Raw genomic sequence first — 25,146 nt, forward strand, 5'->3', positions numbered from 1 at the left:
GCTGAGCATGGTCGACACCCAGATCTTCGAACCCGATGGACGTGCGATCCCCTTCGTGAACGAGGGCGACGGACCGGTTCGGCTGGTGCTCATCCAGGAACGCGGTCTCTCCGCCGATGTGCTGGGCGTCGCTTCGCACTACCTGGCCGAGGAAGCAGGTTTCCACGTGCTCCGGGTCGGCCACCGCGCCGATGCCGAGGCGACGCTCGACGAGCGCGTCGCCGATGTCCTCGCGGTGATCGATCACGTCGGCATGGACGATGCCTGGATCGGCGGACACGGATTCGGCGGCACGATCGCCCGCTCGCTCGTCGCCGCCCACGTCGCACGCGCGAACGGGCTCCTGCTGCTCGGTGTCGAAGACGTGGACATCCCGGTCGCGCCGGCCATCCCGGTGCTGATCGTCCAGGGAACCGAGGACGACGAGAACCCCGCGGCGAACGCTGAGCGCCTGCAGGCCACGATGCCTGACCGCTCGAGCATCAAGACGATCGCCGGCGATCACCTCTTCCCGATCCATCACCCGATCGAGACGGGCGTGATCATCGAGGAGTACCTGGACTGGGACTGACCCGGTCAGTGCCGGAGCACCCTTCGACCGGCTGAGAACAGCGTGCCGGACTGAGAGGATGGTCTGATGACCGCAACGCTCGTCGCGCAGCACCTGGCCGGTGGCTACGGCCATCGCATCCTCTTCGAAGGTCTCGACCTGACCGTCGCGCCCGGCGATGTGGTCGGCGTCGTCGGTGTCAACGGCGCAGGCAAGTCGACGCTGCTGCGGCTGCTCGCGGGCGCGGATGCGCCGGCCGACGGCACGATCTCGCTCGCGCCGTCCGATGCCTTCGTCGGGTGGCTGCCGCAGGAGCACGAGCGGATCGAGGGCGAGTCGGTCGCGCAGTACATCGCGCGGCGCACCGGGTGCGCGCAGGCCACGGCCGACATGGATGCCTCAGCGTCCGCGCTCGCTGATCCCTCGCTCGCGCCGGATGGGGTCGACCCGGCTGACGCGTACTCCACGGCATTGGACCGGTGGCTCGCCAGCGGCGCGGCCGATCTGGACGAGCGGATCCCTGCGGTGCTGGCCGAGCTCGGCCTCGAGCTCGAGGGTGGCGCGGCGGAGCAGGCGCTGATGACCTCGCTCTCCGGTGGCCAGGCGGCACGTGTCGGTCTCGCCGCACTGCTGCTGTCGCGCTTCGACATCGTGCTGCTGGATGAGCCGACCAACGACCTCGACCTCGACGGGCTGGAGCGCCTCGAGGCGTTCGTCCGCGGTCTTCGCGGTGGCGTCGTGCTGGTCAGCCACGACCGTGAGTTCCTCGCCAGGGCGGTGACGCGGGTACTGGAACTGGATCTCGCGCAGAACTCCCACCGCATCTACGGCGGCGGCTACGACGCGTACCTCGAGGAGCGGGCGACGGTGCGGCGCCACCTGCGCGAGAAGTACGACGAATTCGCCGACAAGAAGGCGGATCTGGTCTCCAGAGCGCGGACGCAGCGGGAGTGGTCGAGCCAGGGCGTGCGCAACGCGATGAAGAAGGCGCCGGACAACGACAAGATCCGCCGGAAGGCGTCGACCGAGTCCAGCGAGAAGCAGGCGCAGAAGGTACGGCAGATGGAGGGCCGGATCGCGCGGCTCGACGAGGTCGAGGAGCCGCGCAAGGAGTGGCAGCTCGAGTTCACGATCGGTGCGGCGCCTCGATCGAGCTCGGTGGTCTCGACGCTGAGTGCTGCGGTGTTCCGGCAGGGTGACTTCACGCTCGGGCCGGTGTCGTTGCAGGTGAACGCGGGGGATCGGATCGGCATCACCGGTCCGAACGGAGCCGGCAAGTCCACACTGCTGCGAGGGCTGCTGGGGCGGCAGGCTCCGACTGACGGCTCGGCGAGCCTCGGTGCCAGCGTCGAGATCGGCGAGATCGATCAGGCGCGATCGCTGCTGGTCGGCTCGACACCGCTCGCCGACGCGTTCGAGGCGCTGGTGCCGGAGATGGCATCCGGCGAGGTCCGCACCCTGCTGGCGAAGTTCGGTCTCCGTGCCGACCACGTCACGCGCGCTGTCGACGGACTCTCACCGGGGGAGCGCACGCGGGCCGCGCTGGCGCTGCTGCAGGCTCGAGGCGTGAACCTGCTGGTGCTCGACGAGCCGACGAACCACCTCGACCTCGCGGCGATCGAGCAGCTCGAGCAGGCGCTCGAATCGTACGAGGGCACGCTGCTGCTCGTCACACACGATCGGCGGATGCTGGACACCGTGCGCATCGAGCGTCGCTGGCAGGTCGAGCGCGGCCAGGTCGCCGAGCGATAGGGCCTAGCGGCCCTGCCGTTTCTTGTAGGGCTTGGGCTGGCCCTTCACGATGGGCGCGCGCCCCTTGCCCTTCGACGCCTTCGCCTTGCCGCCGCCCGGTGCCTGCTGCTTCGGCGCGGGTGCTGGTGCGGCATCGACCGTCTGCTGCGCCTCGACCAGCAGCAGCTCGCCGACCTTCGTCAGACGAGTCGGGCTCTCGCGATGGATGACCGGATGCCCGACCTCCTCCTCGAGTTTGTCGATCGAGGTGTGCAGCGACGCCAGCGGGATCCCGAGCTTCTCGGCGGCACGTGGAAAGTGCAGCTCCTCGGCGAGGACCACGAAACGACGGAGCAGAGCGATCTTCACAGGAACCCTTCGACGGCGCGCGGGATGCGCGACGTCTTCCAGGGTACGCGGTGGGGGAGCGCTCAGATGTCGCCGAAGTCGTTCGACGGCATCTGGATCTGGGTCACGGTATCCCCGTCGAGGAGGAACAGCGTGAACTCCTGGCCGACCGAGCCGGGTCGGGACAGCGAGGACGTATCGGGTACATCACGGCCGCCGAGACGGAGTTCGGTGGCTGTCGCCGGATCGCTGTCCTCGGTCAGCGTGGAGGCTCCGGCCGCGAGCAGGTCGCTGCGGGAAGAACCGACTGTGAGACCGAGATCCGTCACGATCGGTACCGCTCCGACCTCGCTGCGGGTCACGGCGACGGACGCCGGCCCCTCGTCGTCGGCGTAGACGATGGCCGAGATGCCGTCCCAGGCATATCGGACGAGTCCGGAGTCACCGCCATACGGTCCCTCGAGCGGTTCGCCGACCGGGAGTTCTCCGATGACCTCGTGGAGCAGGGCGATCAGCGCCGCACCTTCGGCGAAGCTGGCGCTGCGACTGCCCGAAGCGTCTGCGAACGAGATTCCGTCGATCGTGACAGTGAGCTGAGCGACCTCGGCCGGCGGCGTGGGGGCCTCGGAAGCGGACGCCGACGGCGTTGCCGAAGCCGAGGGCGACTGTGCTGGAGCGGGGTTCGTGCATCCGGTCAGGAGGCCGACGGCGATGGCGCCCGCAGCAAGCGGGAGAAGGACGCGGTGTGACATGAATCGATCCTAGAAGCAGGTATCGTGTGCAGCCCGCCGTGGCATGACCCCCGCTGATCAATCGTTATGAAGAATTCGCCGCGGTCGCACGCAGAGACGACGGATGCCGCGACCCAGTGGGCCGCGGCATCCGGAAATCTGCGTCAGGCGACCTGCGGGAGCACCGCGAACGACACGGACCCCTCGTCGTCGACACCCGCATCGAGGATCTTGTCCTCGAGCGCGGTGGCCGCAGTCTCGTCGAGGAACAGACGGGTGCCCGACACCTCGACGATCTGATCCTGCGGTTCGGGGTCAGCGGTGACCAGGACGGCGAGTCGTGCGCCGCCTCCCGCTTCCGGTGCGGGCGTGGAGTGGATGCGAAGCCCTGCTTCTGGCGTATCGCTCTGACGGCTCACGAGCGTCGTGACGATGGCGGTGGCGTTGTCGGTGAGGGTGAGCATGCGCTCTCCTTCCGTTCGGGGCATGCCGCGGTCGCGACACGTCCGGGCAACGATGCCCCAGGTGGAGGCGAGCTTCAACCCCCTTGCGACGGTTCGGAGGAACCTCCTATGTTGCGAGCCGCTTGCGCATGAAGACCTGCTCGGTGCCGTCGCCGTCGGGCACACGTTCGCTCACGGAGTAGCCGCACCGCTCGTACAGCTCGATGTTCGCCGTGCTCAGGCTGCCCGTGAACAGCTCGGCCTCCGCAGCACCCGAGCGCTCCTCCGTCGCGTCGAGCAGGAGCCGTCCGATGCCCTCGCCCTGCTGGTCGGGCGCCACCGCGATGCGGCCGATCAGCAGCAACTCGCCGTCGATCCGGGAGCGGATCGAGCCGACGAGGCGTGACCCTCGGCGCGCGCCGAGCGCGGCTCCCTCGCGCAGCTCTGCGACGACCTGCTCCAGCGTCTGGGTGAGCGGTGGCATGTCGGCGCTACCGTAGATCTGCGCCTCCGAGACGAACGCGGCCCGCTCCAGGGTCAGCACCTCCCCGGCATCCGCATCGGTGAGAGGGGTGATCGTGACTTCGAGCTCTGTGTGCATCGTGCTCCTTCCGCCTGCCACGATCCGGGCGGCGACGCTGCCGTGTCAACCCCCTCGGACAGTGCGGGACCGAGGACTACCGTCGCCTGCATGGCTGAGAACACGAAGACGAAGTCCACGACGACACGCGGGTCCAAGACGACGCGGCGACAGGGGGCGGAGCGCGGCTTCACGGCATCGAAGGAGCTCGCCGCCAATCTCCAGGTGGTGCTGGTCGATCTCCTCGAACTCGCGCTGCAGGGCAAGCAGGCGCACTGGAACGTCGTCGGGCAGAACTTCCGCGACACCCACCGCCAGCTCGACGAGATCATCGACGCAGCGCGCGAGTTCAGCGACACGGTCGCGGAGCGCATGCGCGCCCTGCACGCGGTGCCGGACGGACGCAGCGCCACGATCGCCGCGAAGACCTCGCTGCCGGAATTCCCTGCCGGTGAGGTGTCGACGTCGGAGACGATCGACCTCGTCACTGAGCGCCTCGACGCCACGGTCGCGACGATGCGCGGCGTGCACGACGACGTCGACGAGGAGGACCCGACGTCCGCCGACATCCTGCACGCCGTGATCGAGAAGCTCGAGCAGTTCGCGTGGATGGTCAGCGCCGAGAACCGCAGTCTCGCAGGACGCTGATCGCGGTCAGCTCACCGCTCGTGCGTCGTCGCTGAACGTTCGGCGCACGAAGCGGGGGAGTGCCAACCACAGCAACGTCACCCCGATGATCGAGGTGACGAGCGCGACGATGCCGGCGGTGCGGTTCACGGTGAAGTCGATGATCAGCGTCGTGACGCCGATCGTGAGGGCCGCGATCACGTAGAGGTCGACCTTGACGATGCGCGCGGCGACGCGGACCAGTTCCGGCTTGCGTCGACGACCGAACAGCGCCCGGTGCATGACCACCGGGGCGAGCGCGAGGATCGTCGCGAGCGCGGCCAGCACCACGAGCACGACGTAGACGTCGACCTGCAGCGCGTCCATGTCGGTGAACCGCGGCTGGAAGGCGACGGCGAGCAGGAAACCGGTCAGGATCTGCGTGCCCGTCTGCATCACCCGCAGCTCCTGCATGAGCTCGTCCCAGTTGCGATCCGCTCGCTCGTTCGGGGTCTCGTCGCGGCCGTCGACTCGATCGTCGTGTTCGACCGAGTCGGGGGCTGAGGGATCGGAGGTCATGACACCAGTGTCGTGCGCCGGGTTCGCCGGTGTCCAGATGCGTGCGGACAGCCGGTGCGTCCTGATTCAGTCGGCCGTCGGCGCAGTCTCGGTGTGCTCCTCGCGCAGCCTGGGCTCGGTTCGGCGCTCGGGGCGCACGCCCGCCTTGTCGGCGTAGAAGGCGCGGATCCGATCCATGTCCGATGCCACGTCGCCCGTGAGCTCCAGCGTCGGCCCGAGCCCGGTCGTCATGGTCGTGCGGTCGACGAAGCCGAGCGTCACCGGCATCCCGGTCTCGCGGGCGATGCGGTAGAAGCCGGACTTCCAGTAGTCGTTGCCGCCGCGTGTGCCGTCCGGCGTGATCACGAGACCGAACACCTCACCGGCGTGCACCTGGCCGACGACGTCCTTGACGACGCGTCCTGGATCGGACCGGTCGACCGGTACCCCACCGATCCTGCGCATGATCGGGCCGCGCCAGCCGCGGAACAGGCTCTTCTTGCCGAGCCAGTGCACGTCGATGCCGAGGCGCCAGGCGATGGCGAGCATGAGCACGAAGTCCCAGTTCGACGTGTGCGGCGCGCCGATCAGGATGGTCGGCCTGGTCGGGACGGCGTCATGCCCCACCAGCGTCCAGCGGCTGATCGCCCAGTAGATGCGAGCGAGGAATCGTCGAAGCATGTCTCAACCGTAGGCGATCGGTGATCCCGTCCGTTGGGCCCTCGCGAGCTCGGATGCGGCGAAGCGGCGCCCCCGGCTCGCAGGAGGCGTAGCATCGAGGGATGAAGAAAACGGAGCAGGCCGTCACGGAGCAGGATGCACCCCTGGTGCTGTCGCCGCTTCCCGACGCCCTGAACCTGCTCGATGAGGATGCCGCGGGCTACTGCAGCGGCGGCGTCTGCCACTTCTCGGCACCCAAGCAGCGGTAGCGCTCCGGCGTCACGCCGCCGTCGGAACGGTCAGAGACCGCCCCGACGGCAGAGCGATCAGTGTCCGCCGTGGAAGTCGCCGTTCGCGTCGTCTGCCGGTTTGCGCACGAACGGACTCAGCGCCACCGTCGCCAGCGAGATGATCGCCGCGATCAGGAACGCCATGCGTGCCCCCGGGGCTCCGGCGACCGCGGTCGACAGGCCCTCCTGCTCGCCGGCGTGCAGGATCGACGAGTAGGTCACGAGCAGCAGCGCGACGCCGGCGGCGCCGCCGACCTGCTGCAGCGTGTTCAGCACTGCGGAACCGTGCGAGTACAGCGGCCGCGGCAGCGAGCCGAGCGATGCCGAGAACAGCGGGGTGAAGGACATCGCGAGTCCGACCGACATGGCCGCCTGCACGATGATCAGGACCCACCATACGGTGTGCTCGCCGACGGTCGAGTAGTAGAACAGCGCGGCCGACACCAGGATCGTGCCCGGGATGAGCAGCGGGCGGGTGCCCCGTGCGTCGTACACACGACCCATGATCGGCCCGAGCAGGCCCATCAGCAGCGAGCCGGGGAGCAGGATCAGACCGGACTCGAGCGGGTTGAGGCCGGCGACGTTCTGCAGGTACTGCGGCAGCAGCGTCAGGGTACCGAACATCGACAGCGCGAGGATGGACATGATGATCACGGACAGCGTGAAGTTGCCGGAGCGGAAGACACGCAGGTCGAGCAGCGCATCGTCGATGCGCTGCAGCACGAGTTGACGCCAGACGAAGAGTCCGAGGGACACGGCGCCGACGACCAGGGAGATGATGCCGGCGGTCTCGCCGGATCCGCCCTCGCCGCCGAACTGGCTGAGACCGAAGACGATGCCGCCGAAGCCGAGCGCTGCGAGCGGGATCGAGAGCACGTCGAGCGGGACCTTGCGGGTCTCGCCGAGGTTCGTCATCCACTTCGCGCCCATCGCCAGGGCGATCAGCGCGATCGGCAGGATGATCGCGAACAGCGCACGCCAGCTGGCCAGCTCGAGGACCGCACCGGCGAGCGTCGGGCCGATCGCGGGAGCGAGTGAGATCACGAGGCCGACGCGGCCCATCATGCGGCCGCGGGACTGCGGCGGGACGACGTTCATGATGGTGGTCATCAGCAGCGGCATCATGATGCCGGTACCGGCGGCCTGGATCACGCGGCCGACCAGCAGCATCGCGAAGCCGGGGGCGACGAGGCAGACCAGGGTGCCGAGCGAGAAGGCGATCATCGCGGCGATGAAGACCTGACGCGTCGTGAACCGCTGCAGGATGAAGCCGGTCGTGGGGATCACGACCGCCATCGTGAGCATGAACGCACTGGTGAGCCACTGCCCGAGCTCGGGCGGGATGCCGAGGTCGGTGTTGAGGTGCGGGATCGCGATCCCCATCGTGGTCTCGTTGAGAATGGCGACGAAGGCTGCGACGAGCAGCAGCCAGATCACCCGCATGTCGGAGCGCGAGATCGCGCCTGCTGCGGGAGCGGGGGTCTTGATCGAACCGGTGTCGACGGCAGACATAGGGCCTCCTGGGCGCGAGAAAGGGGGGAGTGCGCGAGTGCGCTGGGACCATTCAGCGTAACCGGGGCTTCAGACATTTCATTCCCGATCCATCGGATCCGTTCAGGCTCTGCCGGGGCGACCCCGATGGGGGACGCCATGACTACGCTGGCGACATGAGCATGGGTGGCGGCGGTCGAGGCGGGTTCCGGGGCGTGGATGAAGCAGCTCAGCGCAGGCAGAACGCCGAAGCGCCGAGCATCAGCGGGCTCGGCGCCCGCGTCATCACCCTGTTCCGCGCGTACAAGGTGCGGATCTTCTTCACCGGCATCCTCGTGATCGTCGGTGCGGCGATCGCCGTGATCCCGCCGCTGCTGGTGCAGCGGATCTTCGACGATGCACTCTTCCCGGTCGACGGAAGCGGTCCCCGGATCCAGCTGCTGATCTGGCTCGTCGTCGCGATGGTGGGGCTGTTCCTGTTCTCCGCCGTGCTCGGGGTCGGACAGACCTGGCTCACCTCGACCGTGGGCAACAGCGTGACCGGCGATCTGCGGGTGCGGCTGTTCGAGCACCTGCAGGCCATGGAGCTCGGCTTCTTCACCCGCACCAAGACCGGCGTCATCCAGTCACGGCTGCAGAACGACGTCGGCGGGGTGTCCGGCGTGCTGACGAACACCGTGACGAGCATCCTCGGCAACGTCGTCACCGTGATCGCCTCGCTCGTGGCCATGATCCTGATCGACTGGCGGCTCACGCTGATCGCGGTCGTGCTGATGCCGTTCCTGATCGTGGTGCAGCGCAAGGTCGGACAGGTGCGCGCACGGATCGCCGGTGAGACGCAGGAGTCGCTGTCCGAGCTGACGACGATCACGCAGGAGACGTTGAGCGTCTCGGGGATGCTGCTGTCGAAGGCGTTCAACCGGCAGCGCACCGAGTCGGCGCGCTACCAGGCCGAGAACCGCAACCAGGTGACGCTGCAGGTGCGCCGGGCGATGAGCGGCCAGGGGTTCTTCGCGGTCGTCCAGGTGCTGATGGCCAGCGTGCCGGCAGTGATCTACCTCGTCTCCGGCTATCTGATCGCGGGCGGCGCCGGTGCGATCACGGCCGGTACGGTCGTCGCGTTCACCACGGTCCAGGCACGGCTGCTGCAGCCGCTGATGGGCCTCATGCGGGTCTCGCTCGACCTGCAGACCTCGTCGGCCCTGTTCGCGCGCATCTTCGAGTACCTCGACCTCGTGCCCGAGATCCAGGATGCTCCGGATGCGATCACCGTGGCCGAGGCCCCCGGGCCTCGTGGACGGATCGAGTTCGCCGACGTCGTGTTCCGCTATCCGGATGCGACGGCCGACGCCCGACCGACGCTGCAGGGGGTCTCCTTCACCGCGGAGCCGGGGCAGCACGTCGCCTTCGTCGGGCCGTCCGGCGCCGGCAAGACGACCGTGCTGTATCTCGCGCCGCGCCTGTACGAGGCGCACGGCGGCTCGGTGCTGTTCGCCGGGGCGGATGTGCGAACCCTCACGCAGGAGTCGATCATCGACGACGTCGGCATCGTGTCGCAGGAGACGTACCTGTTCCACGCCACGATCAGGGAGAACCTGCTCTACGCCAAGCCCGAGGCGACCGAGGACGAACTGATCGCGGCGTGCACCGCTGCGAACATCCACCACATCATCGCCGGTTTCGAGGACGGCTACGACACGGTCGTCGGCGAACGCGGCTATCGCCTCTCCGGCGGGGAGAAGCAGCGCATCGCGATCGCCCGCGTGCTGCTCAAGGATCCGCCGGTGCTGCTGCTCGACGAGGCGACGTCCGCGCTCGACACGGTGTCGGAGCGCGTGGTGCAGGAAGCCCTCGACGAGGCGGCACGCGGACGCACCACGCTGTCGATCGCGCACCGGCTGTCGACGGTGATGGGCGCCGATGTGATCCATGTGCTGGAGGCAGGACGCATCGTCGAGTCCGGCACGCACGCCGAGCTCCTCGCGCAGGGCGGGCTGTACGCCGAGCTCGCCGCGCAGCAGGTGGCGGCGTCCCGCGTGCTCACGACCGAAGCTGTCGTCGAGGAAGCGGTCACCGGTGGTGTCGGCGCTGCCTTCACCGATCGTCGAGCCGATCGCGCGCCGGCCGACTCGGTGGGCGAGGATGCGGTGGCGACGCTCACGGCATCCGTCCCGCTGCTGGATGGACCGCAGGTCGACGAGCGCGTGTACCCCGACCACGCCTGAGGCGACCGCGGGGCCTGCGGGTCAGTGGACCGACAGACCGCCGTCGACGAACAGCGAGTGCCCGGTGATGTATCCAGCACCGGCGCCCGCGAGGAACACCGCCGCTGCGGCGAAGTCCTCGGGCATGCCGTTCCGCCCGATCATGGTGCGCGCCGCGAGGGCGGCGACCTTCTCCGGGTCCTGCTGCAGGCGGGCGTTCAGCGGGGTGAGCACGAACCCGGGCACGAGGGTGTTGCTCGTGACACCGGTGCCGCCCCACGCTTCGGCCTCAGAGCGCATGAGCGACTCGACCGCGCCCTTCGAAGCGCCGTAGATGCCGCTGCCGACGAACGCGCGATGCGCCTGCTGCGAGCTGATGTGGATCAGACGCCCGAACCCGCGCTCGGACATCCCCGTCGCGAACCGCTGCCCGAGCAGGAACGGCGCCAGCGCGTTCACGGTCATCGTCGCGTCCCAGTCGTCCTCCGTGATCTCGGCGTAGCGCGGACGGATGTTGATGCCGGCGGAGTTCACCAGGATGTCGGGCTCGCCGAACGGCTCGACGACGGCATCAGCGACGGCGTGGATCCCGGTACGGGTGCTCAGATCGCCCACGACGCCGGCCGCGCGGCATCCGCGTGCCTGCAGCTCTTCGACCGTCTGCGCGATCCGCTCCTCACCGCGCGCGACGATCACGGTCGCAGCCCCGGCACGGGCGAGCGCGGTCGCGATGCCGCGTCCGATCCCCGAGCTGCCGCCCGTCACGACCGCGGTGCGGCCATCGAGCGAGAAGAGTTCTGCGAGGTACGCGTTCATGGGAGCTCCTGTCACCACGCCAAGCCGGCGGCCAGTGTCGGGTCGGGCGCGGCATCCGCGTACTCGGGCAGCGCACGCAGCTCGTCGAGGAAGGCGTCGACCTCGAGCGCGTACGAGGGATCGGCGTGCGACGTCGCGATCTCGAGCAGCGGCGGGATGTCCATCACCAGGATCAGGTCGAGGCGAGCGGTGACGGCCTGCACCGCGCCGGCTTCGTGTAGCACCCTGATGCCGCCGCGCAGCGCGCCGATGTAGTCGCGAAGGACCGACAGCTGTGCTTTGCCCTGCGTGATCGACGTGCCATCGGCGCGGACGCGCCACCGCACGACCACGTCGGGGATCACGTCGAAGGCGCGAGCCCTCGTGTACATCAGCTGCGCCACGACCTGGTCCTCGTAGGCGACGCCTTCAGGGAAGCGCAGGTCGTCCCAGAGCTCGATGCGGCTCACCTTCGACCACGCGACGATGTTGGCGGATGCTCTCGGGTGCTCGTCGATCGACGTGGCGAGCCGCTCCGGCTCGGTGGCAGCGGCGACCCACGGCTGCACACGCCCCTCGGAGTAGCCATCGCCCTGCGGACGGAGGCGCACATAGGCGCCGGCCACGAAGTCGCTGCCGGTCCGCTCGAGCGTGCCGGTGAGGCGGGCGAGCGCGGTCGGGGTGAGCTCGTCGTCCCCGTCGAGGAAGCCGACGTAGGGGGTCTCGACCAGATCGAGGGCGACGTTGCGCGCGGCTCCGAGTCCACGGGAGGCCTCGTGCCGGATGACGGTGAAGCGCGGATCGGCCGCCGCGGCATCCGTGAAGATCCGTCCGGTGTCGTCAGTCGAACCGTCGTCGACGAGGATCGCCCGCCAGCGCGGCTCGGTCTGCGCCACGAGCGAGGCCAGCGCGGCCGGAGCGAAGGCGGCGATGTCGCGCCCTGGGACGATCACCGTCACGATCGGGGCGGGGGATGCGGTCACCCGCCGATTCTATGGCCGCGGCGTCAGGCAGAGACCGCCCGCACGGCATCGGCGACGAGCGCGGCGAGCCGCTCTGGCGCATCCTCCGGCAGCGGGTCGCGCCCGAAGGTGAATCGCACCGAGGTCTGGGCCACCTCCGCCGGGATGCCGCAGGCGAGCAGCACGTGCGATGGCTCGTCGCTGCCGGCGGCGCACGCTGAGCCGCTCGAGGAGATCACGCCGCGTCGTTCCAGCTCGAGCAGCACGGCCTCGCCACTCGTCCCCGCGAACGTGAAGCTGGCCGTCGCCGGCAGCCGGTGGTCGGCGTCGCCGGTGAGCGCGGCCTGCGGCACGCCGGCCAGCACTGCGGCGATGAATCGGGTGGTCGCCGCACCGACATGCGCGGACACGGCCTCGCGCGCTGCCTCGGCGAGGTCCAGCGCCGTCGCGAGCGCCACGGCCCCTGCCACGTTCTCGGTGCCGGACCGGCGCCCGCGCTCCTGGCCGCCGCCGTGCAGCAGTGGTTCGAGCGGCACGCGGCCACGGACGGCCAGTGCGCCGATCCCCTTGGGGGCGCCGAGCTTGTGGCCGGCGATCGACACCGCATCAGCGCCGAGGTCGCGAAGGGCGAGCCAGCCGGCGGACTGCACGGCGTCGAGATGCAGCGTGACGCCGGCGGCGCGGGCGACGGCACCGAGAGCCGCGGCATCCTGCACCGTGCCGATCTCGTTGTTCGCGTGGCCGAGCGAGATCACTGCCGTGTCATACCTGAGGGCATCGCGCAGCTTCTCCGGCGTGATGCGCCCGTGGGCGTCGACGGTGACCTCGGTCACCTCGAACCCGTGGAAGCGACGCAGGTACTCGGCCGACTCGAGGATCGACTCGTGCTCGATGGGGGAGACCACGAGGTGTCTCCGGCCGCGCGCCAGCGCCGCGAGCGCGATGCCCTTGACCGCCAGGTTGTTCGCCTCGGTGCCGCCGGCGGTGAAGATGACATCACCCGCCCGCATCCCCAGCACGCGAGCGATCCGCGTCCGCGCCTCGTCCAGCGCGCTCGCCGCAGCCTCGCCGGCGGTGTGATGGCTCGACGGGTTGCCGAAGACGCCGGTGAGGTACGGGCGCATCGCCTCGAGCACCTCCGGACGCACCGGAGATGTCGCGGCGTGATCGAGGTAGAGCATCAGGCGATCCGCACGTCCAGCCCGAGGTCGAGGGCGCGTGCCGAGTGGGTGAGCGCACCGACCGAGATCACGTCGACGCCGGTCGCCGCGATGTCGCCCACGGTCTCCAGCGACACACCGCCGGATGCCTCGGCGTTCGCACGGTCGCCGATCAGCGCGACGCCCGCTCGCAGATCGTCGAGCGAGAAGTTGTCGAGCAGCACGGTGTGCGCCCCGCCGTCGAGCACCGCCTGGATCTGGTCGAGACGATCGACCTCGACGACGACATGCGTCGTATGCGGCAGTCTGGTCAGCGCCTCCCGCAGCGCCGAGGCGACGTCGATGCCGGAGCGGGTGAGCACGGCGAGGTGGTTGTCCTTCGCCATCACGGCATCCGACAGCGAGAAGCGGTGATTGCTGCCGCCGCCGGACAGCACGGCATGACGCTCGAAGGCGCGGAGCCCCGGTGTGGTCTTGCGCGTGTCGGCGATGCGCGCGTTCGTGCCCTCGACCGCGCGCACGTAGGCGGAGGTCAGGGTCGCGATGCCGCTCATCCGCTGCGTGAAGTTCAGCGCGACGCGCTCGGCGGTGAGGATGCTGCGGGCAGGTCCCGAGACCGAGGCGAGCACGTCGCCCGGGGTGAACTCGTCGCCGTCGCCGACGTGCAGGTCGACCACGACCGACGGGTCGGTCAGGGTGAAGGCGGCCGTGAAGACCTCGCCGCCGCTGAAGACGCCGGGTTCGCGAGCGACGAGGTCTGCGGTCGCGGTGGCGTCTGCCGGGATCAGGGTGACGCTCGTCAGGTCGCCCCAGGGGGCGTCCTCCTCGAGCGCTGCGCTGACGACGCGGGTGAGGGTGGCAGCGGTGAGCATCAGACGGTCTCCAGGATGGGGGCTTCGACGCCGGGGGCTTCGACGGGTTCGGCGACTCGGAAATGGGCGCCGACGGACGCGGTCCTGGCGAGCGCGGCTGCTGCGGTGGCCTCGGCGAGCAGCAGCAGATTCAGATCCTCGTGCTCGGCCAGCGTGCGGGGTTCGGAGACGCCGGCACGCCAGTCGCGGATGGTCGCAAGGGCGTCGGCCAGTCCGGCATCCGTCCTGAGCAGTCCGACCTGCTCCCACATGAGCCGCTGCAGAGCAGCCCGCGAGAACTCGGCGGGCTCGGCGTTCCGGTCGCGATTGCTGCTGCGTGCTGACGTCGGAAGCGGCGTGAACTGCGACCGGAACGGGCGCGACCGGGTGGTCGGCCAGGGGGCAGCCAGCGCGGCGGCGGCGCGAGCGCCGAAGACGGCACCCTCGAGCAGCGAGTTCGACGCGAGGCGGTTCGCGCCGTGCACCCCGGTGCGGGCCGTCTCACCGACCGCGAAGAGACCGCGGATCGTGGTGCGGCCGTCGAGATCGGTGTCGATGCCGCCCATCAGGTAGTGCGCGGCCGGCGTGACCGGTATCGGCTCGAACGCCCAGTCGAATCCGCGCTCACGCGTGACGCGGTCGATCGTCGGGAACCGCTGCGCGAGCTCCTCCGCGCCGAGCATGGTCGCGTCGAGCAGCACGGGGGAGCCCTGCGCCACGGCCTGGCGGGCGATCGCCCGCGACACCACATCACGCGGGGCGAGTTCGCCGTCAGGGTGCGAGTCGAACACGAAGCGACGTCCGGTGCCGTCGATCAGGGTCGCGCCCTCGCCGCGCACGGCCTCGGAGACGAGGAACGCCGGCCCCGCTGCCAGCACGGTCGGGTGGAACTGCATGAACTCCAGGTCGCTGACCGCCGCCCCGGCACGCAGGGCTGCGGCGATGCCGTCGCCGGTGATGCCGACGGGGTTCGTGGTGTGCGCGTACAGGTGTCCTGCGCCTCCGGTCGCGAGCACCACGGCATCGGCGTCGAGCTGTCGCTGCACACCATCGATCAGCAGGCGGATGCCGCGCACGGCACCGTCCGCCACCAGCAGGTCGAGCAGGAACGCGTCCTCCACGATCGCGGTGTCCGTCCTGCGCACTGCGTCAGCCAGCGCCTGCGAGATGGCGGCACCGGTTGCGTCGCCGCCGGCATGCACGATGCGCGCGTGGCTGTGCGCTGCCTCGCGGCCGAGCAGCAGCGCGCCGTCGGCGTCGCGGTCGAAGGCGACGCCGCGCGCGATCAGTTCGGCGATACGAGCGGCGCCATCGGTCACCAGCACGTCGACGGCCGCGGGATCGGAGAGGTCCGCGCCGGCGACGAGCGTGTCGGCCGCATGCTGCGCTGCCGAGTCGGCGGCGCCGTAGACACCGGCGACGCCGCCCTGCGCATATCGGGTGCTGCCGTCGCCGAGCCGGCCCTTCGTCACGACCGTGACGGCGTGGCCCGACTCACGCGCGTGCAGCGCGGCGGTGAGGCCGGCGATTCCCGCCCCGACGACGATGACATGCATCAGGCACCGACCGGGACCGGCGGCTTGGCGGCGAGCATGCGCTCGAGGGCGACGCGTGCGGGGTCGGCGACGTCCGGGCTGACGGTGATCCGGTTCGGGGTGCGACCGGCGACGAGCTCTTCGAGCACCCAGGCGAGGTAGCCGGGGTGGATGCGGTACATCGTCGAGCACGGGCAGACGACCGGATCGAGACAGAAGATCTCGTGCTGCGGGTACTGCGCCGCGAGGCGACGGACGAGGTTGATCTCGGTGCCGATCGCGAACGTCGCAGGCTCGGTGGCGGCGTCGATCGCGCGACGGATGTAGTCGGTCGAGCCCGCCTCATCCGCGGCATCCACGACCTCCATCGGGCACTCCGGGTGCACGATCACCCGCACGCCGGGGTGCTCGGCGCGCGCCTGGTCGATCTGTCCGACCGTGAACCGGCGGTGCACCGAGCAGAAGCCGTGCCACAGGATCACCCGCGAGTCGAGCAGTTCCTCGGCGGTCGAGCCGCCGAGTGCACGGCGCGGGTTCCACATCGGCATCTGCTCGAGCGGCACGCCCATCGCCTTCGCCGTGTTGCGGCCGAGGTGCTGGTCGGGGAAGAACAGCACCCGGCGTCCGCGGGCGAATGCCCACTCGAGCACCGTCTGCGCGTTCGACGAGGTGCAGACGATCCCGCCGTGGCGGCCGACGAAGCCCTTGATCGCGGCGGAGGAGTTCATGTACGTGACGGGGATGACCGGGACGCGCCCGTCGGCATCCTCCTCGTCGAGATCGCCGAGGACCTCGGCGAGCTGCTCCCAGCAGTCCTCCACCTGGTCGATGTCGGCCATGTCGGCCATCGAGCACCCCGCGGCGAGGTTGGGGAGGATGACGGCCTGATCGGGTCCGGAGAGGAGGTCGGCAGTCTCGGCCATGAAGTGCACGCCGCAGAACACGATCGCCTCGGCATCCGGTCGTCCCTTGGCGGCCGTGGCGAGCTGGAACGAGTCGCCGACGGAGTCGGCGTGACGGACGACCTCCTCGCGCTGGTAGAAGTGACCGAGGATCACGACGCGGTCGCCGAGGGTCGCCTTCGCGGCGCGTATGCGATCGTCGAGCTCTTCCTCGGATGCCTCGCGGTAGGCGGCGGGAAGCTCGCCCTGGCGCGGCGACCCGGTGGGGATCACGTCGCCCATCGAGGAGCCGGGCCCGTACCCGGGACGGACGTCGAAGTCCCAGGGGCCCGCGGCGAGATCGGTCGCGCAGGTCGCGTCGGTGGAGGTGCCGGCGACGATGTCCTGGATCGCGTGGTCGACGGAGGCGTCGACCGGCGGGACGGCCGGGGTCGGGACGAAGGTGATGCTCATCGCGTGCTCGATTCTTCGGGACCGAGCGGGCCGCGGTCGGCCAGCTCGACATCGGTGTTGTAGCGGTACAGACGTGCGGGGCGGTGATTGCCGGTGCGGAATCGATCGGTCGGGAGCAGGTTGCCCCCGGTCTCGACCTGTCGGCGGAAGTTGGCCGGGTCGAGGCTCTTGCCGAGGATCGCCTCGTAGGCCTCGCGGAGATCGGCGAGGGTGAACTCGGCGGGCAGGAATCCATGCGCCACTCGGCTGTAGCCGACCTTGTTGCGCAGCCGCCAGAGTGCGTACTCGATGATCTTGGCGTGGTCGAAGGCGAGCTGCGGCAGCTGGTCGACGTCGAACCACTGCACGTTCTCGGGTGCGCGGCCGGATGCCAGGTGGGCGGCGCTCTGCGCGACCACATCGTCCTGCCGCAGCAGCGCCCAGTACACGACGGACACGACGCGGGTGGGGGAGCGGTCGACGGCTCCGAAGGCGTACAGCTGCTCGAGGTAGCTGGGGGCGAGTCCGGTGGTCTCGGCGAGCGTTCGGGCTGAGGCGTCGACCGGGGATTCCGTCGCGGTGAGCCACCCGCCGGGGAGCGCCCAACGGTCGGCGAACGGCTCGCGAGTGCGGCGGACGAGAGGCAACGACAGCACGGGCTCAGCGCCGGCGGATGCGCGCAGCGTCAGGATCACGGTCGACACGGCGACGCGGATCTCCTCGGTTCGAGTCATAGGCACCTTAACCTCCATCATCGATCTTAGTGTCATGGCGACCCTTAGTGCGACTTCGTGACGATGGATTGCGTCGAGTCCGAAACGTTATGCGGGCGTTCGGAGAATGCTTGTCCACCCGTTCGTGTTTTGTTAGGTTACTGTCCTAACAAACCCGTTCCGAGGGAAGGATGCCCTCGCGGGGGCGCCGATCCACCCCCGAGGGTCGAATCCAACCGGAGAACCCCTCCTGCAGTGCAGCACCGAGAGGAAACAAGAATGATCCGTACAGGCAAGCGCAAGATCGCGCTCACCGCGGTAGCGGGGGCATCCGTCCTCGTCCTGGGTCTGACCGCCTGCGGTTCGGGCGGCAGTGGCGACGGCGATGCGAACGGCGACCGTGCCCTTCGCGTCTGGGCCGGCAGCCAGACCCCGATCACCGCGAACTACAACCCCTTCGCACCGACCGTGCTCCACGGCGCGCTCGGCCCGATCTACGAGCCGCTCTTCTTCTTCAACAAGACCGCGGACTCCGAGCCCGTCGGCATGATCGGCGACTCGTACGAGTACAACGATGACGGCACGGCGATCACCATCACCATCAAGCCGGACCTCAAGTGGAGCGACGGCGAGCCGCTCACCGCGAAGGACGTCGCGTTCTCCTTCAACTACGACGCCAACAACCCCGAGGGCAACGGTCTCGTCTCCGCGGAGGCGACCGACGACACGACCGTCGTGCTGACGTACGACTCGGCGCAGTACACCACCGAGTTCCAGCGTCTGGGCTCGACCTACATCCTCCCCGAGCACATCTGGGCGGATGTCACCGACTTCGCGAACTTCGCGAACGAGGAGCCCGTCGGCTCCGGCCCGTACGTGGTCGACAAGACCACGAGCGAGTCCTACACCCTGGTCGCGAACGAGAACTACCGTGACGCCGACGAGCTCGGCGTCAAGAAGGTGCAGTACATCGCGGTCGACAACAACCAGACCGCGCAGGACCTGCTCGCCGCAGGCAAGCTCGACTGGACCGGCATGTTCATCCCGAACCCGGATGATGTGACCGCCAACGGCGCGATCGACTGGATCAACACGCCGCAGGACCCGACCGTGCTCTACACCTGCTCCAACGCAGAGCTCGGCTGCACCGGCCCGCAGACCGACGTCGCAGTGCGCCAGGCGCTCAACGTCGCGATCGACCGCGGCGCGATCAAGGACAAGGCGTTCGTCGGTCTGACCGGCGACATCTCCCCGACGTTCGCACTGCTGCCCCGCGACGAGAAGTGGGTCGCGGACGATGCCAACGCGGTCAGCCCCCAGGAGGCGAACGCCGCTGAGGCAGGCGAGATCCTCGAGGCGGCCGGCTACACCAAGGACGGCGACTTCTACGCGAAGGACGGCGTGCCGCTCGAGCTCACCCTGACCTCGGTCGACGGGTGGACCGACTACAACGACGCCGCGAAGCTGATCGCCGAGCAGGCGGCCGCAGCCGGCATCAAGGTCAACGCCTCGACCGTGCAGTGGCAGGAGTTCTCCGACTCGCGTCAGAGCGGTGACTTCCAGCTGATCGTCGGCGGTGTCATCGGCACCTCCGTGGCCGACCCGTTCCAGATCTACCGCGACTGGTTCGGCGGCACGGCCGTCGAGTCGACGAGTCCCGTTGGCGAGGAGATCCCCGCAGGTCGCTGGAACTTCAGCCGGTACAGCAACCCGACGGTGGACGCTGCGATCCAGTCCGCCATCAGCACCAACGACGAGGCCGAGAAGAAGGCGCTCTACGGCACGATCCAGACCGAGATCGTCCGCGACCTGCCCTACATCCCGCTCGTCATCAACGCGACGCAGACCTTCTACAACACGAAGGACTTCACCGGATGGCCGACTGAGGACGACCTCTACGCCTTCCCGCCGTCCTGGGGTGCGATCGCGGCAGGCTACGTCCTGACGCAGCTGCAGCCGGCGAAGTAACCGGCCGCGGTCGGGGAAGCAGGAAGTCAAGGATCGAGTGACATGAAGTTCTATGCACGAAGGATCGGGTTCTACGCGTTCACGCTGTGGGCCGCGATCTCCATCAACTTCCTGCTTCCCCGGCTCATGCCGGGGAACCCGGCGGACATCATGATCGCCAAGATGCAGCGAGCGGGCGGCGAGGTCTCCGAGACCACGATCCGCAACATCAAGCTCCTGCTCGGCGGCGATGATTCCACCCTCTGGGAGCAGTACCTCGCTTACTGGGGACGGATGTTCCAGGGCGACCTGGGCGTCTCGGTGACGAAGTTCCCGACCCCGGTCGCCGAGCTGATCGGTCAGGCGCTGCCCTGGACGCTCATCCTCGTCGGCACGGCAACGGTGATCTCCTTCATCCTCGGCGTCGTGCTCGGCGCCTGGACCGGATGGAAGCGCGGCACCTGGGTCGACCACCTGATCCCGGCGACCACGGTCCTGCAGTCCATCCCGTACTTCTGGATGGCGCTGCTGCTCGTCGCGGTCTTCGCGGTCGGGCTCGGCTGGTTCCCGATCTTCGGCGGCTACGACGTCTTCGACTTCCCCGACGGACCGGAGCCGACATGGGCCTTCTTCTCGAACGCGCTCTCGCACGCCATCCTCCCGGCGCTCACAGTCGTGATCAGCTCGGTCGGCGGCTGGCTGTTCGGCATGCGCAACATGATGGTGTCGACGCTCGCCGAGGACTACGTGCTCACGGCGGAGGCGAAGGGACTGCGCCCGCGGCGCATCCTCACCACCTATGCAGCACGCAACGCCGCGATCCCGTCGATCGCCGGCTTCTCGATCACGCTCGGCTTCGTTGTGGCCGGCTCCATCGTCATGGAGCAGGTGTTCACCTATCCCGGCATCGGCAAGCTGATGTTCCAGGCCGTGACCAACAACGACTACGCGCTGATGCAGGGGCTCTTCCTCGTCATCACGATCACCGTGCTCGCCGCCAACTTCATCATGGATCTCGTCTACGGATTCATCGACCCGAGGGCTCGCCAGAATGTCTGACACCGACACGACCTCGACGCTGATCGTGAAGGATCAGCCCACCACGTTGCCCGCGAGCACGATCACGCTCGCGACGCAGAAGAAGCGCAAGGGGCGGGGGCTGCTCCCGAGCCGTTCGCCGAAGTTCATCGTCGGCGCCGTGCTGGTGCTGGCGATCGTGCTGTTCGCGATCATCGCGCCGATGTTCTCGCAGAACCCGCGCAGCACCGACAACCCTGCGCTGGAAGCGCCATCGGCCGAGCACTGGCTCGGCACGACCAAGCTCGGCAACGACATGTTCGCGCAGCTCGCGATCGGCGCCCAGGGATCGCTCCTGGTGGGGCTCGTGGCCGGCGCCATCGCGATCGTCCTCTCGCTGGTCTTCGGTGTGCTCGCCGGCTACCTCGGCGGCTGGCGTGAAGACGGCCTCGCGCTGATCACCAACGTCATGATCGTGATCCCCGGCCTGCCGCTGGTGATGGTGATCGCCTCGTTCGTCCCGCAGCGCAGCTGGCAGCTGGTCGCGTTCGTGCTCGGCATCACGTCCTGGGCCGGCGCCGCCTACGTGCTGCGACTGCAGACGAGATCGCTCCGCACTCGCGACTACGTGTACGCCGCGAAGGTCGCGGGGGAGCGCTCGTTCCGGGTCATCCTGGTCGAGATCATGCCGAACCTGCTGCCGCTGCTCACTGCGCAGTTCCTGTTCGCGATCATCTTCGCGATCCTCGGCGAGGCCGGCCTGTCGTACCTGGGCCTCGGACCGAACTCCTCGATCACATGGGGCACGATCCTCAACGATGCCCAGTCGGGTCAGGCGCTCGGACGAGGCGCCTGGTGGTGGTTCATCCCGCCCGGAGTCATGATCGCCGTGCTGGGTGCGGGACTCGCGCTCATCAACTTCGCGATCGACGAGGTCATCAATCCGAAGCTCCGCAACGCGCCCGACGCCGCCCGCCGCGTGCGCAAGGCTGCCAAGACGAAGGGAGTCACGGCATGAGCGACCCCGTTCTCACCGCCAGGAACGTCTCGATCGAGTACGAGGTCGACCCGCCTGTGAAGGCCGTCCGCAATGTGTCGCTCACGCTGCACCGGGGCGAGATCCTCGGGCTCGCCGGCGAATCGGGCTGCGGAAAGACCACGCTCGCGTACGGCATGAACCGGCTGCTGAAGGCACCAGCGCTGATGACCGGCGGCGAGATCGTGTTCCACGACCGCGACGGTCACGACATCGACATCGTCGGACTGGACGGCGAGGGACTGCGTGCCTTCCGCTGGGACAAGATCTCGATGGTGTTCCAGGGCGCGATGAACTCGCTGAACCCGGTGATCAGCGTGAAGGCGCAGATCTTCGACATCTTCGACACGCACCGGCCGGGGATGAGCAAGAAGGACAAGACGGCCAGGGCCGAGGAGCTGCTCACGCTCGTCGGCGTGGATCCGTCTCGGCTGACGAGCTTCCCGCATGAGCTCTCCGGCGGCATGCGCCAGCGCATGATGATCGCCATGGCGCTCGCGCTCGACCCGCAGGTCATGATCATGGACGAGCCGACCACGGCGCTCGACGTGGTCGTGCAGCGCGGCATCATCCGCGAGATCATGCGGCTCCGCGAGCGGCTCGGGTTCGCCGTCATCTTCATCACGCACGACCTCCCGATGCTGATCGAGATCAGCGACCGGATCGCGGTGATGCTGCAGGGCCAGATCGTCGAGGAGGGCACGGCGGAGGAGATCTACCGCACGCCCCAGCACGAGTACACGAAGAAGCTGCTGTCGAGCTTCCCCTCGCTGAAGGGCGAGCGGGGCGACTTCGTCCGCACCGGTGCACAGCAGAGTCAGGAGCAGATCCGATGAGCACGAGGACGGATGCCGCGGTCACCACGACCACGCTCGAGGCACGCAACCTGGTGAAGGACTTCCAGCTGCGGTCGGGGTTCAAGACGACCACCCTGCACGCGGTGAAGGACGTGTCCTTCACGCTCGAGCCGGGGAAGACGGTCGCCCTGGTGGGGGAGTCCGGCTCCGGCAAGTCCACGATCGCGCGGATGCTGATGAAGCTCGAGACGCCGACGAGCGGCGAGATCCTGCTCGACGGGAAGCCGTCGGGCACGCGGGGCAACGCGCTCGCGCGCTACCGGTCCGACGTGCAGATGGTGTTCCAGGACCCGTTCGCCTCGCTGAACCCCTTCCACACGATCGTGCATCACCTCGAGCGCCCGCTTCGGCTGCACCACCCGAAGTGGTCGGGTGCGCAGGTGCGGGAGCGCGCGCTCGAGCTGCTCGACCGCGTGAAGCTCTCGCCGGCGGAGAGCTTCGCCGAACGGCGTCCGCATGAGCTGTCCGGCGGGCAGCGGCAGCGCGTCGCGATCGCACGCGCACTCGCCCCGGGCGCCCGATTCATCGTCGCCGACGAGCCGGTGTCGATGCTCGACGTGTCGATCCGCCTCGGCGTGCTGAATCTGCTCGCCGAGCTGCAGCGCGAGGAGAACCTCGGTGTGCTCTACATCACGCACGACCTCGCGACCGCGCGGCACTTCTCGGACGAGATCATGGTCCTCTACCACGGCGACGTGGTCGAACGGGGGCCAGCCGACGAGGTCATCCTGAACCCGCAGCACGACTACACGAAGACGTTGCTCGGTGCAGCTCCGGAGCCGGACAATCTCGGGCGCCTGCGCGACGAAGTGCGCAAGGAGCTTACCGGTCGCTGAGCATCCGATCCGGCCGCTCCGGTCGCAGTTCCTGCCGCCTGCAGACGTCGTGGGCGACCGAGACTGCGACCGGAGCGCGCTCTCATCCTGGCGAGCCATCCGGCTAGACTGATCCCACAATTGAAGACAGGCCGAATGACCCACGCGGGAGAGCCCCGGCGAACGCAGCCGGGCACCGAAGGAGCAAGCCTCCCCGCCAATCTCTCAGGTATGCGTACCGCGCGGTTCCGGCCACTCTGGAAAGCGATCTCGATCACATCGGGGTCCGCCGACGGTGAAAGCCCCGCCTCCGCGCATGGGTGAAACTCTCAGGCCCATGACAGAGGGGGAGTTCCGAGGAGCAGCCGCATCGCTGCTCCGCCCGACCGAGCACGGGAGAACTCCATGTCCGACCCCCGCTTCACCCCGCTGCGCGAGCGCCACGAGGCACTCGGCGCGTCGTTCACCGACTTCGGCGGCTGGCAGATGCCGGTGCGCTACACGTCCGACCTCGCAGAGCACCATGCAGTGCGCGAGGCGGCAGGCATCTTCGACATCTCGCACATGGCCGAGTTCACCGTGCGCGGTGCCGGAGCAGCCGACTACCTCGACGTCGCGCTCGCCGGTCGGCTCTCGGCCCTCGCGATCGGCAAGGCGAAGTATTCGCTGCTGCTCGCCGAGACCGGCGGCATCATCGACGACGTGATCGTGTACCGGCTGCAGGACGACGACTTCCTGATCATCTCCAACGCCGGGAACCGGGATGCCGTGCGCGAGGCGCTCGCCGGGCGCACCGACGGCTTCGCGGTCGACGTCGTCGACGTCTCGGACGACTACGCGCTCATCGCCGTACAGGGCCCGGCGGCCGAGGCGATCGTCGCCGCGACCGAGGGGATCAGCGACGTCAGCATCCCGTGGTCCGAGCAGAAGTACTACGCCTGGGCATCCGCCATCTTCGCCGGCCGACCCCTCCTGCTCGCGCGCACGGGGTACACAGGAGAGGACGGCTTCGAGCTGCTGGTCTCGGCAGCGGATGCCGCGGCGCTCTGGGACGCGCTGCTCGCCGCCGGTGCACCGCACGGCCTGGTCCCGGCAGGCCTGGCCGCACGCGACACGCTCCGCCTCGAGGCCGGGATGCCGCTCTACGGCCACGAGCTGACGCTCGACACCAAGCCGGTCCAGGCCGGGCTCGGCCGCGTGGTCGTGACAGCCAAGGAGCGCTTCGTCGGCAAGGACGGCGTGGATGCCGCCCCCGACGCGCCGGTGCTCGTCGGACTCACGGCGGAGGGCAGGCGTGCCGGCCGTGCCGGCTATGCCGTCGTCGCCGAAGACGGCACCGTGCTCGGTGAGATCACCAGCGGCGCCCTCAGCCCCACCCTCGGCCACCCGATCGCGATGGCCTACGTCTCCTCGTCTTCCGCAGACGAGGGAAGCACAGTATTCCTGGATGTGCGGGGGACGAGGATCCCCGCGACCGTGACCGCCCTGCCTTTCTACCGGAGGACCAAATGACCGACCTCAACGCACTGCGCTACACCGAGGAGCACGAGTGGATCGCCGTGGATCCTTCGACGGGCTCAGGAACCCAGGTGATCATGATCGGGATCACCGACTTCGCCGCTGAGAAGCTGGGCGACGTCGTGTTCGTCGAGCTGCCGGCAGTCGGCACCGAGATCACGGCCGGTGCCGTGGTCGGCGAGATCGAGTCCACGAAGTCGGTCGGCGAGCTCTACGCTCCCGTCGCCGGCACCGTGGTCGAGATCAACGACGCCGTCGTCGACGACCCCTCTCTGGTCAACGCCGAGCCCTTCGCCGGCGGCTGGCTGATCAAGGTGACGGTCGCAGACGACGCCGTCGACGGTCTGCTCGACCGTGACGCGTACGTCGCACTGACGGAGGGCTGATCGACCAGTGGTCTCCTTCGCCGATCGT

At 68.9% G+C, this 25,146-nt stretch carries 26 protein-coding genes and 2 riboswitches; of the genes, 12 read left to right on the forward strand and 14 right to left on the reverse strand.

Translation table 11 applies throughout. From position 1 onward, the window contains the following. Nucleotides 1-7: 7 nt before the first annotated feature. On the forward strand, nucleotides 8-571 hold the full coding sequence (locus V7Z82_RS00370) for an alpha/beta fold hydrolase (protein ID WP_334146799.1): 564 nt from the start codon (nucleotides 8-10) through the stop codon (nucleotides 569-571). A gap of 66 nt (nucleotides 572-637) precedes the next feature. Next, the gene (locus tag V7Z82_RS00375; RefSeq protein WP_334146801.1) at nucleotides 638-2,302 is read left to right on the forward strand and encodes an ABC-F family ATP-binding cassette domain-containing protein; all 1,665 of its coding nucleotides are present in this window, start codon (nucleotides 638-640) and stop codon (nucleotides 2,300-2,302) included. Between the two features lie 3 nt (nucleotides 2,303-2,305). Here the strand turns inward: V7Z82_RS00375 and V7Z82_RS00380 are convergent, their stop codons facing one another. The 4 genes from V7Z82_RS00380 to V7Z82_RS00395 all read right to left on the reverse strand — a co-directional run bounded on the left by V7Z82_RS00380 (nucleotide 2,306) and on the right by V7Z82_RS00395 (nucleotide 4,404). Next, nucleotides 2,306-2,650, reverse strand: a complete 345-nt coding sequence (locus V7Z82_RS00380; protein ID WP_334146804.1) for a LysR family transcriptional regulator — start codon at nucleotides 2,648-2,650, stop codon at nucleotides 2,306-2,308. Between the two features lie 62 nt (nucleotides 2,651-2,712). Next, nucleotides 2,713-3,381, reverse strand: a complete 669-nt coding sequence (locus tag V7Z82_RS00385) for a hypothetical protein (protein ID WP_334146806.1) — start codon at nucleotides 3,379-3,381, stop codon at nucleotides 2,713-2,715. Between the two features lie 143 nt (nucleotides 3,382-3,524). Beyond that, a complete protein-coding gene (locus tag V7Z82_RS00390) occupies nucleotides 3,525-3,824 on the reverse strand; it encodes a Fe-S cluster assembly protein HesB (protein WP_334146808.1) in 300 nt (99 codons plus the stop codon). Between the two features lie 106 nt (nucleotides 3,825-3,930). Further along, a complete protein-coding gene (locus V7Z82_RS00395) occupies nucleotides 3,931-4,404 on the reverse strand; it encodes a GNAT family N-acetyltransferase (protein WP_334146810.1) in 474 nt (157 codons plus the stop codon). 90 nt (nucleotides 4,405-4,494) lie between these two features. On the opposite strand from V7Z82_RS00395, the gene V7Z82_RS00400 reads away from it, so the two are divergent. Further along, complete coding sequence (locus tag V7Z82_RS00400) at nucleotides 4,495-5,031, forward strand: Dps family protein (protein WP_334146812.1); 537 nt, start codon at nucleotides 4,495-4,497, stop codon at nucleotides 5,029-5,031. Between the two features lie 6 nt (nucleotides 5,032-5,037). On the opposite strand, the gene V7Z82_RS00405 is transcribed toward V7Z82_RS00400, so the two are convergent. Together V7Z82_RS00405 and V7Z82_RS00410 are read right to left on the reverse strand one after the other, a co-directional pair. Then, nucleotides 5,038-5,568, reverse strand: a complete 531-nt coding sequence (locus V7Z82_RS00405) for a DUF6328 family protein (protein WP_334146814.1) — start codon at nucleotides 5,566-5,568, stop codon at nucleotides 5,038-5,040. A gap of 66 nt (nucleotides 5,569-5,634) precedes the next feature. Continuing rightward, on the reverse strand, nucleotides 5,635-6,228 hold the full coding sequence (locus tag V7Z82_RS00410) for a 1-acyl-sn-glycerol-3-phosphate acyltransferase (protein WP_334146816.1): 594 nt from the start codon (nucleotides 6,226-6,228) through the stop codon (nucleotides 5,635-5,637). Nucleotides 6,229-6,329: 101 nt separating this feature from the next. On the opposite strand from V7Z82_RS00410, the gene V7Z82_RS00415 reads away from it, so the two are divergent. After that, nucleotides 6,330-6,476: a hypothetical protein gene (locus V7Z82_RS00415; protein ID WP_334146818.1), complete on the forward strand. Its 147-nt coding sequence runs from the start codon at nucleotides 6,330-6,332 to the stop codon at nucleotides 6,474-6,476. 57 nt (nucleotides 6,477-6,533) lie between these two features. Here V7Z82_RS00415 and V7Z82_RS00420 read toward each other — a convergent pair whose 3' ends face one another. Continuing rightward, nucleotides 6,534-8,009 carry an MDR family MFS transporter gene (locus tag V7Z82_RS00420; protein WP_334146820.1) on the reverse strand — a complete coding sequence of 492 codons (1,476 nt, stop codon included), beginning with the start codon at nucleotides 8,007-8,009 and terminating at the stop codon, nucleotides 6,534-6,536. A 161-nt stretch (nucleotides 8,010-8,170) separates the two neighbouring features. Between V7Z82_RS00420 and V7Z82_RS00425 the strand changes: the two genes are divergently transcribed. Then, entirely contained in the window at nucleotides 8,171-10,213 is a 2,043-nt protein-coding gene (locus tag V7Z82_RS00425; RefSeq protein ID WP_442927577.1) for an ABC transporter ATP-binding protein, read from the forward strand. Between the two features lie 21 nt (nucleotides 10,214-10,234). Here the strand turns inward: V7Z82_RS00425 and V7Z82_RS00430 are convergent, their stop codons facing one another. The 7 genes from V7Z82_RS00430 to V7Z82_RS00460 are packed head-to-tail and all read right to left on the reverse strand — an operon-like array spanning nucleotide 10,235 to nucleotide 17,563. Further along, nucleotides 10,235-11,008, reverse strand: a complete 774-nt coding sequence (locus V7Z82_RS00430) for an SDR family NAD(P)-dependent oxidoreductase (protein WP_334146826.1) — start codon at nucleotides 11,006-11,008, stop codon at nucleotides 10,235-10,237. 11 nt (nucleotides 11,009-11,019) lie between these two features. Then, complete coding sequence (locus tag V7Z82_RS00435) at nucleotides 11,020-11,970, reverse strand: glycosyltransferase family 2 protein (RefSeq protein WP_334146828.1); 951 nt, start codon at nucleotides 11,968-11,970, stop codon at nucleotides 11,020-11,022. 23 nt (nucleotides 11,971-11,993) lie between these two features. Further along, nucleotides 11,994-13,130, reverse strand: coding sequence for a cysteine desulfurase family protein (locus tag V7Z82_RS00440; protein ID WP_334146830.1), 1,137 nt, complete (start codon nucleotides 13,128-13,130; stop codon nucleotides 11,994-11,996). After that, a complete protein-coding gene (nadC, locus tag V7Z82_RS00445) occupies nucleotides 13,130-13,981 on the reverse strand; it encodes a carboxylating nicotinate-nucleotide diphosphorylase (RefSeq protein ID WP_334146832.1) in 852 nt (283 codons plus the stop codon). Before nadC ends, V7Z82_RS00440 begins: the two co-directional genes overlap by 1 nt. Next, nucleotides 13,981-15,516, reverse strand: a complete 1,536-nt coding sequence (gene nadB / locus V7Z82_RS00450) for an L-aspartate oxidase (RefSeq protein WP_334146834.1) — start codon at nucleotides 15,514-15,516, stop codon at nucleotides 13,981-13,983. The genes nadC and nadB overlap by 1 nt, the downstream gene beginning before the upstream one ends. Continuing rightward, nucleotides 15,516-16,850 (reverse strand): quinolinate synthase NadA, encoded by a 1,335-nt coding sequence (gene nadA, locus V7Z82_RS00455; protein WP_334146836.1) that lies wholly within the window; start codon nucleotides 16,848-16,850, stop codon nucleotides 15,516-15,518. Before nadA ends, nadB begins: the two co-directional genes overlap by 1 nt. Next, the gene (locus V7Z82_RS00460; protein WP_334146838.1) at nucleotides 16,847-17,563 is read right to left on the reverse strand and encodes an NUDIX hydrolase; all 717 of its coding nucleotides are present in this window, start codon (nucleotides 17,561-17,563) and stop codon (nucleotides 16,847-16,849) included. Before V7Z82_RS00460 ends, nadA begins: the two co-directional genes overlap by 4 nt. 258 nt (nucleotides 17,564-17,821) lie before the next feature. Here V7Z82_RS00460 and V7Z82_RS00465 point away from each other — a divergent pair, with 258 nt between their 5' ends. The 7 genes from V7Z82_RS00465 (at nucleotide 17,822) to gcvH (ending at nucleotide 25,118) form a co-directional block, all read left to right on the forward strand. Next, a complete protein-coding gene (locus V7Z82_RS00465) occupies nucleotides 17,822-19,510 on the forward strand; it encodes an ABC transporter substrate-binding protein (protein ID WP_334146841.1) in 1,689 nt (562 codons plus the stop codon). A 42-nt stretch (nucleotides 19,511-19,552) separates the two neighbouring features. Beyond that, entirely contained in the window at nucleotides 19,553-20,548 is a 996-nt protein-coding gene (locus tag V7Z82_RS00470; RefSeq protein WP_334146843.1) for an ABC transporter permease, read from the forward strand. Continuing rightward, nucleotides 20,541-21,524 (forward strand): ABC transporter permease, encoded by a 984-nt coding sequence (locus V7Z82_RS00475; protein ID WP_334146845.1) that lies wholly within the window; start codon nucleotides 20,541-20,543, stop codon nucleotides 21,522-21,524. The genes V7Z82_RS00470 and V7Z82_RS00475 overlap by 8 nt, the downstream gene beginning before the upstream one ends. After that, nucleotides 21,521-22,378 carry an ABC transporter ATP-binding protein gene (locus tag V7Z82_RS00480; protein ID WP_334146847.1) on the forward strand — a complete coding sequence of 286 codons (858 nt, stop codon included), beginning with the start codon at nucleotides 21,521-21,523 and terminating at the stop codon, nucleotides 22,376-22,378. The genes V7Z82_RS00475 and V7Z82_RS00480 overlap by 4 nt, the downstream gene beginning before the upstream one ends. Beyond that, nucleotides 22,375-23,235: an ABC transporter ATP-binding protein gene (locus V7Z82_RS00485; RefSeq protein ID WP_334146849.1), complete on the forward strand. Its 861-nt coding sequence runs from the start codon at nucleotides 22,375-22,377 to the stop codon at nucleotides 23,233-23,235. Before V7Z82_RS00480 ends, V7Z82_RS00485 begins: the two co-directional genes overlap by 4 nt. Nucleotides 23,236-23,370: 135 nt before the next feature. Further along, nucleotides 23,371-23,465: riboswitch (glycine riboswitch) on the forward strand. Between the two features lies 1 nt (nucleotide 23,466). Continuing rightward, a riboswitch (glycine riboswitch) is annotated at nucleotides 23,467-23,565 on the forward strand. Nucleotides 23,566-23,619: 54 nt separating this feature from the next. Continuing rightward, the gene (gene gcvT, locus V7Z82_RS00490) at nucleotides 23,620-24,726 is read left to right on the forward strand and encodes a glycine cleavage system aminomethyltransferase GcvT (RefSeq protein WP_334146851.1); all 1,107 of its coding nucleotides are present in this window, start codon (nucleotides 23,620-23,622) and stop codon (nucleotides 24,724-24,726) included. Next, nucleotides 24,723-25,118 (forward strand): glycine cleavage system protein GcvH, encoded by a 396-nt coding sequence (gcvH, locus tag V7Z82_RS00495; protein WP_334146853.1) that lies wholly within the window; start codon nucleotides 24,723-24,725, stop codon nucleotides 25,116-25,118. Before gcvT ends, gcvH begins: the two co-directional genes overlap by 4 nt. The last annotated feature ends 28 nt before the right edge of the window (nucleotides 25,119-25,146 follow it).

This window comes from Microbacterium sp. (assembly GCF_036823965.1).
Classification (GTDB): domain Bacteria; phylum Actinomycetota; class Actinomycetes; order Actinomycetales; family Microbacteriaceae; genus Microbacterium.

Coding starts and splice junctions, on each gene's coding strand:
- V7Z82_RS00370 (WP_334146799.1), top strand. CDS start 8: ATGGTCGACACCCAGATCTTCGAACCCGATGGACGTGCGATCCCCTTC.
- V7Z82_RS00375 (WP_334146801.1), top strand. CDS start 638: ATGACCGCAACGCTCGTCGCGCAGCACCTGGCCGGTGGCTACGGCCAT.
- V7Z82_RS00385 (WP_334146806.1), bottom strand. CDS start 3,381: ATGTCACACCGCGTCCTTCTCCCGCTTGCTGCGGGCGCCATCGCCGTC.
- V7Z82_RS00390 (WP_334146808.1), bottom strand. CDS start 3,824: ATGCTCACCCTCACCGACAACGCCACCGCCATCGTCACGACGCTCGTG.
- V7Z82_RS00395 (WP_334146810.1), bottom strand. CDS start 4,404: ATGCACACAGAGCTCGAAGTCACGATCACCCCTCTCACCGATGCGGAT.
- V7Z82_RS00400 (WP_334146812.1), top strand. CDS start 4,495: ATGGCTGAGAACACGAAGACGAAGTCCACGACGACACGCGGGTCCAAG.
- V7Z82_RS00405 (WP_334146814.1), bottom strand. CDS start 5,568: ATGACCTCCGATCCCTCAGCCCCCGACTCGGTCGAACACGACGATCGA.
- V7Z82_RS00410 (WP_334146816.1), bottom strand. CDS start 6,228: ATGCTTCGACGATTCCTCGCTCGCATCTACTGGGCGATCAGCCGCTGG.
- V7Z82_RS00415 (WP_334146818.1), top strand. CDS start 6,330: ATGAAGAAAACGGAGCAGGCCGTCACGGAGCAGGATGCACCCCTGGTG.
- V7Z82_RS00420 (WP_334146820.1), bottom strand. CDS start 8,009: ATGTCTGCCGTCGACACCGGTTCGATCAAGACCCCCGCTCCCGCAGCA.
- V7Z82_RS00425 (WP_442927577.1), top strand. CDS start 8,171: ATGGGTGGCGGCGGTCGAGGCGGGTTCCGGGGCGTGGATGAAGCAGCT.
- V7Z82_RS00430 (WP_334146826.1), bottom strand. CDS start 11,008: ATGAACGCGTACCTCGCAGAACTCTTCTCGCTCGATGGCCGCACCGCG.
- V7Z82_RS00440 (WP_334146830.1), bottom strand. CDS start 13,130: ATGCTCTACCTCGATCACGCCGCGACATCTCCGGTGCGTCCGGAGGTG.
- nadC (WP_334146832.1), bottom strand. CDS start 13,981: ATGCTCACCGCTGCCACCCTCACCCGCGTCGTCAGCGCAGCGCTCGAG.
- nadB (WP_334146834.1), bottom strand. CDS start 15,516: ATGCATGTCATCGTCGTCGGGGCGGGAATCGCCGGCCTCACCGCCGCG.
- nadA (WP_334146836.1), bottom strand. CDS start 16,850: ATGAGCATCACCTTCGTCCCGACCCCGGCCGTCCCGCCGGTCGACGCC.
- V7Z82_RS00460 (WP_334146838.1), bottom strand. CDS start 17,563: ATGACTCGAACCGAGGAGATCCGCGTCGCCGTGTCGACCGTGATCCTG.
- V7Z82_RS00465 (WP_334146841.1), top strand. CDS start 17,822: ATGATCCGTACAGGCAAGCGCAAGATCGCGCTCACCGCGGTAGCGGGG.
- V7Z82_RS00470 (WP_334146843.1), top strand. CDS start 19,553: ATGAAGTTCTATGCACGAAGGATCGGGTTCTACGCGTTCACGCTGTGG.
- V7Z82_RS00475 (WP_334146845.1), top strand. CDS start 20,541: ATGTCTGACACCGACACGACCTCGACGCTGATCGTGAAGGATCAGCCC.
- V7Z82_RS00480 (WP_334146847.1), top strand. CDS start 21,521: ATGAGCGACCCCGTTCTCACCGCCAGGAACGTCTCGATCGAGTACGAG.
- V7Z82_RS00485 (WP_334146849.1), top strand. CDS start 22,375: ATGAGCACGAGGACGGATGCCGCGGTCACCACGACCACGCTCGAGGCA.
- gcvT (WP_334146851.1), top strand. CDS start 23,620: ATGTCCGACCCCCGCTTCACCCCGCTGCGCGAGCGCCACGAGGCACTC.
- gcvH (WP_334146853.1), top strand. CDS start 24,723: ATGACCGACCTCAACGCACTGCGCTACACCGAGGAGCACGAGTGGATC.